This window comes from Paenibacillus glycanilyticus (assembly GCF_030161375.1).
GTDB classification, from domain to species: domain Bacteria; phylum Bacillota; class Bacilli; order Paenibacillales; family Paenibacillaceae; genus Pristimantibacillus; species Pristimantibacillus glycanilyticus_B.
In genome coordinates, this window is the sequence record NZ_BSSQ01000012.1 from 1 (window position 1) to 13,843 (window position 13,843).

Sequence of the window (13,843 nt, forward strand, 5' to 3'; positions counted from 1 at the left end):
TTTTTTTTATCATCCCCCGCCCACCTCTATCAACACTATCCTCTGGGCCGGCAGCGTCTTTTGTTTATAAGCCCCCGCCGCCGGCGCGCGCGGCGCCAGGCGCGAGCGCAGCTGCGCAGCGCGCCGAAGGCACAGGCGCGGGCGGCCAAGCCGCGCCTGCTGCGGCTGCGCCAGCGCCCGCGGCAGAGCCCGCGGAGCTAGGCGCGCAGCCGCAAAACGCCCGCCAGGGTACCGCGGCGGGCGGCAGCGCATCTGGCAACTGGCTGGGCCAGTTGATGAAATGGATGGGCGTCGACTATGAGAACCAATTGTCGAAGCAGTTGCCTGCGCCTTCAGCGCAAGGACCTGCTCAAGTGGCTCAAGCCGCAGCTGAGCCGGAAGCAGCTGCAGCGCAAACTTCCGCTAACTCATCGTCAGCGGAGGAAGGACGCGGTATGAGCGGCGTTGAGGCGCCGCGTCAACAGCAATCGGCGGAGACGCGTCCGACAGCCCATGTCCAGCGGACTTTGGGGCAAGAGCATGAACAAGCTGACGGGGGCGCGCAACATAGCGATACGGATCATAAGCCGATCCCGGGAGAACGGTTGAGAGAGATGCCGACATTCGGGACGAATCAACAGCAGCAACTTGCGGCAACAGCAGATGGCCTTCATCCGGAAGATATAAAACCCGCCGCCCAAGAGTCGCTGAAGAGCACGCTGATTGCGATTGCTTCCTCGAGCGATGCGCCGCCTGCTTTGCGGGAAGCTGCCCAGCAGCTAGTTCAGCATATTACAGGACAGCAGTTGATGTTGACGCCGGAGCGCAACGGAGCCGTATTTTCTCATCTGACCATGTTTGTCCCGCTTAACGGTCCGGATGGCAATCAGACCGCCTCCGTTCATATTCAAACGAGAAGGGGTCGCCAAGGCCAGCTGGATGCGTCCAACTGCAGGTTGTTATTTGATTTATCTATGAGATCATTGGGTCCAACGCTGGTTGATGTGAATGTGATGGACAAAATCGTCAGTCTCACCTTGTGGAATGATCACCCGGCGATTTCGGCGCTTATAGATTCCTCCCGTTCGGAAATTGCCGTTAGCCTTAATCAGGCCGGTTATCAGTTATTATCGCTTCGCACGACACCAACCCGCAGCGTTAGCGAGGAAGGGGAAGAGATCAGACAAGCAGTGCCGGATCCGGCTCAATTTGTTAAGACGCGTTACAAAGGAGTCGACTTGCGGGCATGAGTGCGGAACAGAAAAGCAATAAACAGAAAAATACGGTTCGCAAAGCCGTTGCTCTGAAATATGAACCTGGCATAAACCAATCGCCGGTAGTAACTGCAAAAGGCAGCGGGTACTTGGCGGAGCAAATACTGGAGCAGGCTGCAGAGCATAACGTGCCTGTTCAACAGGATTCGTCGTTAGTGGAAGTGTTGTCTAAGCTGGATGTCGATCAATCGATCCCGCCGGAGTTGTATACCCTGGTTGCCGAGATATTAAGTTTTGTGTACCGGTCGGACCAAAAAGCGAGGGAATGGGATGCGTGAAGACCGCAGAAGACAAACCGGACTAGCCGGAGAGGCGGCCGCCTGTCTGTATCTTGAGAAGGATGGCTACACCATCGTTGAACGCAACTGGCGCTGCCGCTCGGGTGAGATCGATATTATCGCCGCACTGGATAACGCGCTTATCTTTGTCGAAGTAAGAACGAGGCGGGCGGGAGGGCGATTCGGCACGGCAGCCGAATCCGTGGACCGGCGTAAACAGCAGCAGGTCGCACTCATCGCTCAAGTCTATTTGCGGATGAGACAATTGAACTACCCGGCGATGAGATTTGACGTTATAGCCGTAACGATGAACCGAAACGACGATTCCATCAACGATATCAAGCATATAAAAGCGGCCTTCTAGAGAGAATAGAAAGCCGCTTTTGCATTAAATATCAAGTCTTCTATATTGAATCGCTTCCGCCACATGCACATCTTCTACGTATTCGCTGCCCTCAACATCCGCAATTGTCCTCGCAAGCCGCAAAATCCGGTCATAAGCGCGCATGCTGATATTCAGCACGGATAGAGCGTGATCAAGCAATTCAAAAGCTTCTTTTTTCATCAGAATGGATCGTCTAAGAGCAGTGCCGGAAAGCCGCATGCCCGGCTTTAGTCCCAACTCCTCGTCCCTCAACGCTTTTCTGGCTCTCGCTTGATGTACCTGCAACCTCATTTGCGCGGAGTTCATGGCAGCCATTTCGGCAGAGCCCGGTTCCAGTTCAATAGGCCTTGGCACCTCGATTTGGATATCGATCCGGTCAAGCAACGGCCCAGACATTTTGCTTCTGTATTTGGCGATTGCGGAAGAGCTGCAAGTACAACGTTTCTCGGCGGTTTCATGCCCGGCGTAACCGCATGGGCAAGGATTGAAGGAAACGGCTAACATGAGCTTGGCAGGGAAATGAAACACGGCTCTGGACCTCGCGATCGTGACGATGCCATCCTCTAGCGGCTGGCGCAATACCTCGAGCACCGTGCGGGAGAACTCGGGCAGCTCGTCCAAATACAAGACGCCGTAATGGGCGAGAGTAACCTCTCCGGGTTTTGGCACAGAGCCTCCCCCAATTAAGCCACCGGCCGATATCGTATGGTGGGGAGCGCGGAAAGGCGCCATCCGGATCAGACCTTTGGCGTCCGTGGACAGCTTGCCTGCCGCGCTGTAGATTTTGGTTACTTCAAGCGCTTCTTCTTCGCTAAGAGGAGGGAGTATGCCGGGAAGCCGGCGGATCATCATGGTTTTCCCGGTTCCCGGAGGACCCGCGAACAGAATATTGTGTTTTCCGGAAGCGGCAATCAGCAATGCTCGTTTGGCTTGATGCTGTCCGAAGACGTCGCTGTAATCGCCGAAATCGTCCGAATGTTCCGTTTCCGCTGCTGACAAGGAGTAATCCCGGCTGGAAGCGGCATCGAAACGGATACCCGACCACGGATCCTCGCTTTTGCTCTCCGCTAACAGCTCCTTCAGATGGGTGATCGCAAATAGCTCCATATCGGTAATCCATGCGGCTTCTTTCGCATTGGCGAGCGGCAGCAGCACCTTCTGAATACCCGACCGTTTGGCTTGCTCGATCATGGCTAATACGCCGGGGACCGGCCTGATCTCGCCATTCAAGGATAGTTCTCCAATCAGCATCGTTTGCCTGAAAGGAGGCGCCTCCAGTTGACCGCTCGCCGTTAATATGCCCGCAGCTATCGCCAAGTCAAAAGCTGTGCCTTCCTTACGCAGATCAGCCGGAGCCAGATTCACGGTAATCCTCTCAAGAGGGAAGGCAAACCCGCTGTTCTTGATTGCCGCGCGGACCCGTTCAACCGACTCCCTCACGGCAGGGTCGGGCAATCCAACCACGCTGACTTGGGGCAGACCGCTTGCGATATCTACCTCCACCGAGATTCCTTTTCCTTCCACGCCAAGTACACTGCTGCTCTGCATTAAACTGAACATAACAAAAAGCACCTCCAAATAATGGGATGAAGGTGCTTCCTTACGTCCGGTTCTTGTTTTTATAAAGTTATCGTTAACGACATCATAGTAGAAGAATAACAAGTCTGTCAATAATGGAAAAAGAAGGCTGAATTCTTCTAGAAAATAGGGAATACTACTGTAGTCTTGTGCTTATTTAATCTCATTTTGAGATGAAATCCATATCAAAAAACCAAAACCCGAAGGGTCGAAATATGGCATAAATAATGCTACAATGATTAAGGTTTGTGTACATATGACTGAAGTCGAGTCTGTGAAATGGAGGATTTCTAACAATGAATATCCATGAGTATCAAGGCAAAGAGGTCCTGAAACAGTACGGTGTTGCTGTTCCAGAAGGAAAGGTAGCTTTCTCCGTTGACGAAGCGGTAGAAGCAGCGCAAGCACTGGGCACTCCAGTGGTAGTTGTTAAAGCGCAAATTCACGCAGGCGGCCGCGGTAAAGCCGGCGGCGTTAAAGTAGCGAAAAACCTCGATGAAGTACGTGCATATGCCGGCGAAATTCTTGGCAAAGTGCTTGTTACTCATCAAACAGGTCCTGAAGGAAAAGAAGTAAAACGACTTCTTATCGAACAAGGCTGCGACATCAAGAAAGAATATTACGTAGGCGTTGTTATTGACCGCGGAACTGGCCGCGTAACCATGATGGCTTCAGAAGAAGGCGGCACCGAGATCGAAGAAGTAGCTGCTCATTCGCCTGAGAAAATCATCAAAGAAGTGGTCGATCCTGCAATTGGTCTCCAAGTGTTCCAAGCGCGCAAGCTTGCTTATGCGATCAACATTCCTAACGAGCTGGTTAACAAAGCCGTTAAGTTCATGATGGCATTGTACACCGCGTTTGTGGACAAAGACTGCTCGATCGCCGAGATCAACCCTCTGGTTGTAACAGGCGACGGCAACGTTATGGCGCTTGACGCGAAGTTGAACTTCGATTCCAACGCTTTGTACCGTCGCAAAGATATCGTGGCGCTGCGCGACCTGGAAGAAGAAGATGCTAAAGAGATCGAAGCATCCAAATACGACCTGAGCTATATTGCCCTGGAAGGCAACATCGGCTGTATGGTTAACGGCGCCGGTCTTGCTATGGCGACTATGGACATCATCAAATACTACGGCGGCGACCCTGCCAACTTCCTAGACGTAGGGGGCGGCGCTACAAAAGAGAAAGTAACGGAAGCGTTCAAGATCATTTTGTCCGATGAGAACGTTAAAGGTATTTTCGTAAATATCTTCGGTGGCATTATGCGTTGTGACGTAATCGCTGACGGCGTAATCGCAGCCGCGAAAGAGCTTGGCCTCGACCGTCCTCTGGTAGTTAGACTGGAAGGCACTAACGTTGAGCTTGGCAAAAAAATGTTGAACGAATCGGGATTGAATATTGTTGCGGCTGACTCGATGGCAGACGGCGCACAAAAAATCGTTAATCTCGTTAAATAATTACGCGTACGAATTCATGAACGGGGATGTGAAATTCGATGAGCATTTTGGTTAATAAGGATACAAAAGTAATCACGCAAGGGATTACAGGCGCAACAGGCTTGTTCCATGCGAAAGGCGCGTTGGACTACGGTACTCAAATGGTAGGCGGCGTAACGCCAGGTAAAGGCGGCACAAACGTCGATATCACTTTGGAGAACGGCAACGTTGTTTCTCTTCCGGTATTCAACACGGTAGAACAAGCGGTAGCAGCTACTGGCGCAACGGCGTCGGTTATCTATGTACCGCCTGCATTCGCGGCTGACTCGATCTTGGAAGCAGTTGACGCTGGTCTTGATCTGGTTATCTGTATTACGGAAGGCATTCCGGTTCTCGACATGGTAAAAGTAAAACGTTACATGGAAGGCAGCAAAACGGTTCTGATCGGACCTAACTGCCCGGGCGTTATTACACCAGGCGAGTGCAAAATCGGCATTATGCCGGGCTATATCCATACAAAAGGCCATGTAGGCGTCGTTTCCCGTTCGGGAACACTGACTTATGAAGCTGTACATCAGCTTTCGACTCGCGGCATTGGCCAATCGTCCGCGGTTGGTATCGGCGGCGACCCGGTTAAAGGCTCCGAGTTTATCGACATTCTTAGCCGTTTCAACGATGATCCGGACACTTATGCGGTTATCATGATCGGCGAGATCGGCGGTACAGCAGAAGAAGAAGCTGCTGAGTGGATCAAAGCGAACATGAAGAAGCCGGTTGTTGGCTTCATCGGCGGCGCTACGGCTCCTCCGGGCAAACGCATGGGACACGCTGGCGCTATTATCTCCGGCGGCAAAGGTACTGCTGCGGAAAAAATCGCGACTTTGGAAGCATGCGGCATTAAAGTTGCTCCAACGCCATCCGACATGGGCTCTACGCTTGTATCGGTGCTGGAAGCACAAGGCCTGCTTGAAAAATGCACAACAGGCGTAGCACAAGCCTAGTTTGTAGATAAAAGCATATTTAATGAAGGAAGCGATTGGATCGCTTCCTTCATTCTAAGAAGGTAAGCAACCTTTCATTGCCCGATTCGGGCTTGAAAGGTTGCTTTTTTTTGCGAAAATTTCAGGTCGACTTGCATTCTTTTGCCATGTAACGCACAATAGGGAAGAATGCAGGCTGATCTCCATAAGGAGAGAACAGCTAAAATGACGCTAAATATGGATAAATGTAAGCAGATGATCATCATGCTCCATGAATGTTCCGGCATAGGCTGGCATACCGTTCAGAAAGCGGTTGCCCACAAAGCATGGGAGACCGTAGACGGTACGAGTGAAGCCGACTGGCTGGCGATCGGATTTGGACGTGCACAGGCAGAAACAGCAGCCAGAAGATGGGGCGAGCCGTTTGATTGGCCGGATGCGCCTTACATACGGGCTCTGCGGTTAGGAGCGGCGGTACTTACGCCTTATGATGAGGAATATCCCGAAGAGCTTCGACGAATTCCTCAACCTCCATGGGCAATCTATGCGCTTGGGCGACTGGAATTGTTGACAAGACCGTCGATCGCCATTGTGGGAACGAGAAATCCAAGCGCCTATGGCCGTCATACTGCTTTATCGCTGTCTGAGGAGCTTTCTCGGCAAGGTTTGACGGTTGTTAGCGGTCTAGCCAGGGGGATCGACAGCAAAGCGCATGAAGCGGCGTTGAGAGGCGATGGAAGCACGATTGCCATACTGGCTAGCCCCGTTGATCATTGCTATCCGCCCGAGAACCGCTCGCTGTACCAGCAAATCATGCGGGAAGGACTGATAGTGTCCGAAGCTCCAATCGGATCGCAGCTTCATCCGGGTATGTTCCCTCTTCGTAATCGGATTATCGCGGGAACAACCCTGGGTACACTTGTTGTCGAAGCGGCAAAAGGCAGCGGCTCGCTGATCACAGCAGACCAGGCTTTAGAGATGGGCAGAGATGTGTTTGCGGTTCCCGGCCCGATCTCTTCGCCTAAGAGCGAAGGACCAAACAGTCTGATTCGGGAAGGCGCGAAGCTGGTCAGCAGTGCCAGTCATATTCTGGAGGAATACAGCTGGCTTGCGGCAAAGCTGACGGCATTGAGGCAGCCGAAACAACCGGCAGCAGGAACTTTGGGCATGAGTGCCGAAGAGCATAGAATCATTGATTTATTGCGAGATCGTCCGCTTACAATTAACGAATTGCACCAGCTTACGATGATCCCTTTTGGACATTTAAGCGCACTTCTGATAAATTTATGTATAAAACGGAAAATCGAACAACAGCCAGGGGCAGTTTATATAGCGTTGTAACATGTAGGGAGAGAGGGGGCGCCTAACGTGGCAGATTCATTAGTAATCGTAGAATCACCGGCCAAAGCGAAGACGATCGGCAAATATTTGGGCAGTAAATATATCGTTAAAGCATCGATGGGCCATATTCGTGATTTGCCCAAAAGTCAGACTGGCGTCGAAGTGGAAAACGGTTTTCAACCGAAATATATTACAATTCGCGGCAAGGGCAGCGTATTGAAAGAATTGAAGGATGCCAGCAAAAAAGTTAAACATGTCTTTCTAGCAGCCGACCCCGATCGCGAAGGAGAAGCGATTGCGTGGCATCTGGCTCATTATTTGGAGCTGGACGAATCGGATACATGCCGGGTTGTGTTTAACGAAATTACGAAGCAAGCGGTAAAGGATGCTTTCAAGACACCGCGCAAAATCAATATGGATCTTGTAAATGCCCAGCAGGCGAGACGGATTCTGGACCGGCTTGTTGGTTACAAAATCAGTCCGCTTCTGTGGAAAAAAGTCAAAAAAGGGTTATCCGCAGGGCGCGTGCAATCCGTGTGCGTCAAGCTGATCATCGACCGGGAAAACGAGATTGACGCGTTTATTCCGGAAGAGTACTGGTCGATAACCGCTAAGCTGACCCAACAAGGCGTTCCGTTCGAAGCGAAATATCATTCGATCAAAGGCGAGAAACGCGAGCTTGGCAATGAGCAGGAAATGCAGCAGATCCTAGCTGCTTTGTCTGGCAATCAATTCAAGGTAGCCGAAGTGAAAGAGAAAGAACGTCTCCGTAACCCTGCACCGCCATTCATAACGAGCTCTCTGCAGCAGGAAGCAGCCCGCAAGCTGGGATTCCGCGCGTCCAAGACGATGTCTGTAGCTCAGCAGCTATATGAAGGCGTAGAGCTCGGCAAGGAAGGGACCGTTGGTCTTATTACCTACATGAGAACGGACTCGACGAGAATTTCTCCAATTGCCCAAGAGGAAGCTAAGGAATACATTGAATCCAAATACGGTCCAACGTTTTATCCAGAGCAGCCACGCGTCTACATCAAGAAGAACAGCAATGCCCAGGATGCCCATGAAGCGATTCGCCCGACTTCAACGCTTCGCGACCCGGAGACTATGAAGCCATTCCTTAGCCGCGATCAGTTCCGCCTGTATAAGCTGGTATGGGAACGTTTCGTTTCCAGCCAGATGGCATCTGCCGTACTGGATACGATGACGGTGGATCTGGCTTCCGGCGATGTGATTTTCCGCGCAAGCGGTTCGAAAATCAAGTTTGCCGGTTTTATGAAGGTGTATGTCGAGGGCAACGATGACGGAACCGAAGAGGAACATAAATTCCTCCCGCCGTTTGCAATCGGAGATGCCGTGACTTCCGATTCCATCGAGCCGAAGCAGCATTTCACCCAACCGCCGCCGCGTTATTCCGAGGCGAGATTGGTCAAGACGCTGGAGGAGCTTGGTATTGGACGTCCAAGTACTTATGCGCCAACGCTCGAAACCATCCAGAAACGCGGATATGTAGCGATAGAAGAGAAGAAGTTTATTCCTACCGAGCTAGGCGACCTGGTCAATCAGATGATGGAAGAATTTTTCCCGGAAATTCTGGATTCCGAATTTACGGCGAAGATGGAAACGGATCTTGACCATGTTGAGGATGGAGAAGAAGACTGGGTTAAAGTCCTGTCTACCTTCTACGAATCTTTTGAGAAGCGGCTTGAAGTCGCCGAAGAAGAAATGAAGGAAGTCGAGATCCAAGACGAGGTATCGGATGAAATCTGCGAGAAATGCGGCCGTCATATGGTGTTTAAGATGGGACGCTTCGGCAAATTCCTTGCTTGCTCCGGCTTCCCGGACTGCCGCAATACGAAACCAATCGTCAAGGATATCGGCGTAACTTGTCCGAAATGCCACGAGGGCAAAATCATCGAGCGCCGCAGCAAAAAAGGACGGATATTCTACGGTTGCGATACCTATCCAACTTGTGATTACGTGTCCTGGGATAAGCCAACGAACAAACCGTGTCCGAATTGCGATTCCATGCTAGTCGAGAAACGCAACCGCAGCGGAGCGAAGTTGCTATGCCCATCCTGCGATTATACGGAAGAACTCGTCGAAGACGAACAAGAACAAGCTTAAACGTTAAGAACAGATGCGGCCACAACTCAGTCCTCCCTTTTGCAGGGAGGACAGCTGTGTTTTCAATGCCGTGATAGCATATAATGGAGGTCTTTACATTGTCACATCAACAACCAGTCATCGTAGTCGGAGCAGGTCTTGCGGGAAGCGAGGCGGCATGGCAGATCGTATCCCAAGGGGTACCTGTTATTTTGTACGAAATGCGTCCCGAAACCAAAACGCCGGCACACCATACTAAAAACTTCGCTGAGCTCGTATGCAGCAACAGCTTGCGCGCTAATGGCCTTGCCAACGCCGTAGGCGTGCTCAAGGAAGAGATGCGCCGTCTGAATTCATTAATTCTAGGCAGCGCAGATCGCCATGCCGTACCGGCAGGTGGAGCGCTTGCCGTTGATAGAGACGGATTCTCTGAAGAAGTTACTCGTCTGCTGCACGAGCATCCGCTCGTTGAAGTGCGTACGGAAGAAGTTGCCGATATTCCGGAGGACGCTATTGTTGTTCTTGCAACAGGCCCTCTGACGGCACCATCCTTATCCGAGAAGATCCGTACGTTGCTCGGCGAAGAATATTTCTACTTCTACGATGCGGCAGCTCCGATCATTGAGAAGGACTCCATCGATATGAGCAAGGTCTACCTGGCATCCCGGTATGACAAAGGCGAAGCCGCGTATTTGAACTGTCCGATGACAGAAGAAGAGTTTGAAGTTTTCCATGAGGCACTTACAACGGCAGAGACAGCCGCGCTTAAAGATTTCGAGAAAGAAGTTTATTTCGAAGGTTGTATGCCGATCGAAGTGATGGCAAGCAGAGGCAAGCAGACGGTTCTGTTTGGACCGATGAAGCCGGTTGGACTTGTCAACCCGCATACGGGCAAGCTCCCGCATGCCGTTATTCAGCTTCGCCAGGACAATGCGGCAGGCACTCTGTACAACATGGTTGGTTTCCAGACTCATCTCAAGTGGGGAGAACAGAAGCGGGTATTTTCGCTTATCCCGGGACTTGAGAATGCGGAGTTTGTGCGTTTCGGCGTTATGCATCGCAATACGTTTATTAACTCGCCGCGAGTGCTTGAACCGACATACCAGTTGAAAAACCGCAATACTTTGTTCTTTGCAGGACAAATGACGGGCGTGGAAGGCTACGTGGAATCCGCAGCCTCCGGTCTCATTGCCGGTTTGAACGCAGGCAGATTGGCTCGCGGACTTGATCCGCTTGTATTGCCGGAAGATACGACGCTAGGCAGCATGGCCCATTACATTACAACGGCAGACTTCAAGCATTTCCAGCCAATGAACGCGAATTTCGGCTTGTTCCCGCCGCTTGAGAACCGTATCCGCAACAAGAAGGAAAAGAACGAAGCGATTGCTAACCGGGCACTGGAAAGCCTGGAGCGCTTTAAGCAGGAACATTTCGAACATCTGAACGTATAAAAGGCTAGCTCCATTTAAACCGAAATAGGATTCACATTTTGCTAGTTATAGGAGGGCGAAGAGATGGATATGGAATTTCACGCCACCACGATCTGCGCGGTGCGTCACGAAGGAAAGGGTGCAATTGCCGGTGATGGGCAGGTAACCTTCGGGAATAGCGTCGTTATGAAAAACAAAGCGAAAAAAGTCCGCCGTTTATACCGCGGCCAAGTTATTGCGGGATTTGCCGGCTCCGTAGCGGATGCAATTACATTATTCGAGAAATTCGAAGCCAAGTTGGAAGAACATCACGGCAATCTGCAGCGCGCTGCGGTCGAACTTGCGAAGGATTGGCGTTCCGACCGTATTCTTCGCAAGCTGGAAGCGTTAATGCTGGTGATGGATAACTCGGGGCTTCTCTTGATCTCCGGTAACGGTGAAATTATTGAGCCGGATGACGGTATTCTGGCGATTGGATCAGGCGGCAATTATGCCCTCTCGGCAGCGAGAGCGCTGCAGAAGTATGCTCCTCAGATGGAAGCCAAAGATATTGCGAGAGCTGCGCTGGAAACGGCTGCTGACATATGCGTTTATACGAATCATAATATTATTGTAGAAGAAATTGGCTGAATCGGAGGAGAGATCATATGGTGAACCAAGCTTTTACCCCTCGACAAATTGTAGCCGAGCTCGATAAATATATTGTAGGTCAAAAGTCAGCCAAACGATCGGTCGCTATCGCACTCCGCAATCGTTATCGCAGAGGGCTTCTGGACGAAGCGCTGCGCGACGAGATCGTTCCGAAAAACATCTTGATGATTGGTCCTACCGGTGTCGGCAAAACCGAAATTGCCCGCCGTTTGGCCAAGCTGGTCAAGGCACCTTTCATTAAGGTGGAAGCGACAAAGTTTACGGAAGTGGGCTATGTCGGCCGTGACGTCGAATCGATGGTCCGCGACCTCGTAGAGACGGCAATTCGGATGGTTAAAGCCGAGAAAACGGAAAGTGTTCAGGATAAAGCCGAGAAGCTTGCTAACGAACGTTTAGTTTCGCTGCTTGTTCCTTCCAAAACGAAAGAAAAACAATCCAAAAACCCGTTTGAAATGTTGTTTGGCAATCAACAAAGCAGCAAAGAAACGACGGAAGAGCCGGAGCATGATTCGGTTATTATATCGAAGCGTTCCCATGCACGCGAAGAGCTGGCTGCAGGCAAGCTCGAGAATGAAACGGTTGAGGTTGAGATTGAAGACAACTCGCCGAATATGCTCGATATGCTGGGCGGTCAAGGGCCTGATGGCCTAGGCGGCATGAATATGCAGGAAATGCTTGGGCAATTTATGCCGAAGAAAACCAAGAAGCGCAAACTTCCGGTCAAGGAAGCTCGCAAAGTATTGATTCAAGAAGAAGCAAACAAATTGATCGATATGGATGACGTGATTGCGGAATCCGTAGCCCGCGCCGAGCAAACCGGCATTATCTTTATCGACGAGATTGATAAGATTGCAAGTCCTTCTAGAGGCAATGGCCCTGATGTGTCGCGCGAAGGCGTTCAGCGCGATATTCTTCCGATCGTGGAAGGTTCTACGGTGATGACGAAATACGGACCGGTAAAAACGGACTATGTTCTGTTCATCGCGGCAGGCGCATTCCATGTAGCGAAGCCATCGGATCTTATACCGGAGTTGCAGGGGCGCTTCCCGATCCGGGTTGAGTTGACATCGCTTAGCTTGGACGATTTCGTCAGCATACTGACGGAGCCTAAGAACGCGTTAACCAAGCAATACGCTGCTCTTCTTCAAACAGAAGGCATTGCGATTGAATTTTCTGACGATGCTATTAAAGAGATTGCGTCGATCGCAGCCGATTTGAACCGCAATACCGAAAATATCGGCGCCCGCAGGCTTCATACTATCTTGGAGAAGCTTCTGGAGGACTTGTCCTTTGAAGCGCCGGATATTACCCTTGATCAAATGGTCATCACTCCTGAGTATGTCAGGGAAAAAGTGGGGGGCATTGCGAAAAATCGCGATTTAAGTCAATATATACTGTAGTTAAAATGTAGTTGGGATGAGTTTTGGGAGGCTTAGGAATGACTTTACTTACAAAAACAAGAACGCTGAACCGGTTGCTTCAACGGGCCGCCGGCAAAGCGCTCAATTTCAGAGAAATGGCTGAGGTATTGTGCAGCACGATACAGACGAATGTGTTTGTGGTCAGCCGCAAAGGCAAGGTTCTTGGCTGTGCGGCCGTGAATCCTTTTGACCATGATACCCTGCGTTCGATGACTGTTGATGAGCTGCGCTTTCCGCAAGTGAGCAACAGCCTATTTCTGGACATGCAAGAATCGGTTACGAATGTTGCTCCGGATTCCGGAGTTTATGAAACGTTCCCGGCGCTTGGCGAGCAAGAAATTATGACTGTAGTACCAATTACGGGCGGCGGGGACCGGTTGGGTACACTCGTGCTTACCAGGACGAACGGTTCATTTGACGACGACGATTTGATTCTTGCCGAATACGGTTCGACTATCGTCGGTATGGAAATATTGCGTGAACGCGCGGAAGAGGTCGAGCTGGAAGCTCGCAGCCGGGCGGTTGTTTCCGTTGCGATTGGATCGCTTTCATTCAGCGAACTCGAGGCCGTAGAACATATTTTCGAGCAGTTGGAAGGGAAGGAAGGACTGCTTGTCGCTTCCAAAATCGCAGATCGGGTAGGCATTACAAGATCCGTTATTGTGAATGCGCTGCGTAAACTTGAGAGTGCCGGCGTGATTGAAACAAGGTCCTTGGGGATGAAAGGCACCTACATCAAAATTTTAAATACCCAGTTATTGATGGAACTGGAAAAAATTAAGTCATAATTTCCTTAGGTCTACCAACCTATGCGAAGTTCATATCAAAGCCCTATCTTGAAATTAAAGATAGGGCTTTTTTCTTATTGTAATATTTTGGACAATTGTTGAATATAATCATGTCGGCAAAAGTCGACAGTACCGTCTCATTTTTTTCATAATTTAATGTCGAAGAAAGAAGGAATGGTTCGCAATCTGTTGAATACGT

At 50.7% G+C, this 13,843-nt stretch carries 11 protein-coding genes and 1 pseudogene; 11 read left to right on the forward strand and 1 reads right to left on the reverse strand.

Features of this window, described 5'->3' with window-relative positions; translation table 11 throughout:
• The 3 genes and pseudogenes from QQK89_RS14070 to QQK89_RS14080 form a co-directional block, all read left to right on the forward strand.
• Nucleotides 1–1,229, forward strand: a pseudogene (locus QQK89_RS14070) (hypothetical protein); the annotation flags it as partial.
• Nucleotides 1,226–1,531 carry an EscU/YscU/HrcU family type III secretion system export apparatus switch protein gene (locus QQK89_RS14075; RefSeq protein WP_284239208.1) on the forward strand — a complete coding sequence of 102 codons (306 nt, stop codon included), beginning with the start codon at nucleotides 1,226–1,228 and terminating at the stop codon, nucleotides 1,529–1,531. The pseudogene QQK89_RS14070 and the gene QQK89_RS14075, both read left to right, overlap by 4 nt.
• Nucleotides 1,524–1,895, forward strand: a complete 372-nt coding sequence (locus tag QQK89_RS14080) for a YraN family protein (RefSeq protein ID WP_284239210.1) — start codon at nucleotides 1,524–1,526, stop codon at nucleotides 1,893–1,895. Before QQK89_RS14075 ends, QQK89_RS14080 begins: the two co-directional genes overlap by 8 nt.
• A gap of 24 nt (nucleotides 1,896–1,919) precedes the next feature.
• Here QQK89_RS14080 and QQK89_RS14085 read toward each other — a convergent pair whose 3' ends face one another.
• Nucleotides 1,920–3,476, reverse strand: a complete 1,557-nt coding sequence (locus QQK89_RS14085) for a YifB family Mg chelatase-like AAA ATPase (protein WP_284239211.1) — start codon at nucleotides 3,474–3,476, stop codon at nucleotides 1,920–1,922.
• A 314-nt stretch (nucleotides 3,477–3,790) separates the two neighbouring features.
• Here QQK89_RS14085 and sucC point away from each other — a divergent pair, with 314 nt between their 5' ends.
• The 8 genes from sucC to codY all read left to right on the forward strand — a co-directional run bounded on the left by sucC (nucleotide 3,791) and on the right by codY (nucleotide 13,644).
• Nucleotides 3,791–4,951: an ADP-forming succinate--CoA ligase subunit beta gene (gene sucC, locus QQK89_RS14090; protein ID WP_284239212.1), complete on the forward strand. Its 1,161-nt coding sequence runs from the start codon at nucleotides 3,791–3,793 to the stop codon at nucleotides 4,949–4,951.
• 38 nt (nucleotides 4,952–4,989) lie between these two features.
• Entirely contained in the window at nucleotides 4,990–5,931 is a 942-nt protein-coding gene (gene sucD / locus QQK89_RS14095; RefSeq protein WP_284239213.1) for a succinate--CoA ligase subunit alpha, read from the forward strand.
• A 204-nt stretch (nucleotides 5,932–6,135) separates the two neighbouring features.
• A complete protein-coding gene (gene dprA, locus QQK89_RS14100) occupies nucleotides 6,136–7,251 on the forward strand; it encodes a DNA-processing protein DprA (protein WP_284239214.1) in 1,116 nt (371 codons plus the stop codon).
• Nucleotides 7,252–7,278: 27 nt separating this feature from the next.
• A complete protein-coding gene (topA, locus tag QQK89_RS14105) occupies nucleotides 7,279–9,375 on the forward strand; it encodes a type I DNA topoisomerase (RefSeq protein WP_284239215.1) in 2,097 nt (698 codons plus the stop codon).
• A 98-nt stretch (nucleotides 9,376–9,473) separates the two neighbouring features.
• Nucleotides 9,474–10,805 (forward strand): FADH(2)-oxidizing methylenetetrahydrofolate--tRNA-(uracil(54)-C(5))-methyltransferase TrmFO, encoded by a 1,332-nt coding sequence (trmFO, locus tag QQK89_RS14110; RefSeq protein WP_284239216.1) that lies wholly within the window; start codon nucleotides 9,474–9,476, stop codon nucleotides 10,803–10,805.
• A gap of 63 nt (nucleotides 10,806–10,868) precedes the next feature.
• Nucleotides 10,869–11,414, forward strand: a complete 546-nt coding sequence (gene hslV / locus QQK89_RS14115; protein ID WP_284239217.1) for an ATP-dependent protease subunit HslV — start codon at nucleotides 10,869–10,871, stop codon at nucleotides 11,412–11,414.
• A 17-nt stretch (nucleotides 11,415–11,431) separates the two neighbouring features.
• A complete protein-coding gene (gene hslU, locus QQK89_RS14120) occupies nucleotides 11,432–12,835 on the forward strand; it encodes an ATP-dependent protease ATPase subunit HslU (protein WP_284239218.1) in 1,404 nt (467 codons plus the stop codon).
• A gap of 38 nt (nucleotides 12,836–12,873) precedes the next feature.
• On the forward strand, nucleotides 12,874–13,644 hold the full coding sequence (codY, locus tag QQK89_RS14125) for a GTP-sensing pleiotropic transcriptional regulator CodY (protein WP_284239219.1): 771 nt from the start codon (nucleotides 12,874–12,876) through the stop codon (nucleotides 13,642–13,644).
• The last annotated feature ends 199 nt before the right edge of the window (nucleotides 13,645–13,843 follow it).

Coding starts and splice junctions, on each gene's coding strand:
- QQK89_RS14075 (WP_284239208.1), top strand. CDS start 1,226: ATGAGTGCGGAACAGAAAAGCAATAAACAGAAAAATACGGTTCGCAAA.
- QQK89_RS14080 (WP_284239210.1), top strand. CDS start 1,524: ATGCGTGAAGACCGCAGAAGACAAACCGGACTAGCCGGAGAGGCGGCC.
- QQK89_RS14085 (WP_284239211.1), bottom strand. CDS start 3,476: ATGTTCAGTTTAATGCAGAGCAGCAGTGTACTTGGCGTGGAAGGAAAA.
- sucC (WP_284239212.1), top strand. CDS start 3,791: ATGAATATCCATGAGTATCAAGGCAAAGAGGTCCTGAAACAGTACGGT.
- sucD (WP_284239213.1), top strand. CDS start 4,990: ATGAGCATTTTGGTTAATAAGGATACAAAAGTAATCACGCAAGGGATT.
- dprA (WP_284239214.1), top strand. CDS start 6,136: ATGACGCTAAATATGGATAAATGTAAGCAGATGATCATCATGCTCCAT.
- hslV (WP_284239217.1), top strand. CDS start 10,869: ATGGATATGGAATTTCACGCCACCACGATCTGCGCGGTGCGTCACGAA.
- hslU (WP_284239218.1), top strand. CDS start 11,432: ATGGTGAACCAAGCTTTTACCCCTCGACAAATTGTAGCCGAGCTCGAT.
- codY (WP_284239219.1), top strand. CDS start 12,874: ATGACTTTACTTACAAAAACAAGAACGCTGAACCGGTTGCTTCAACGG.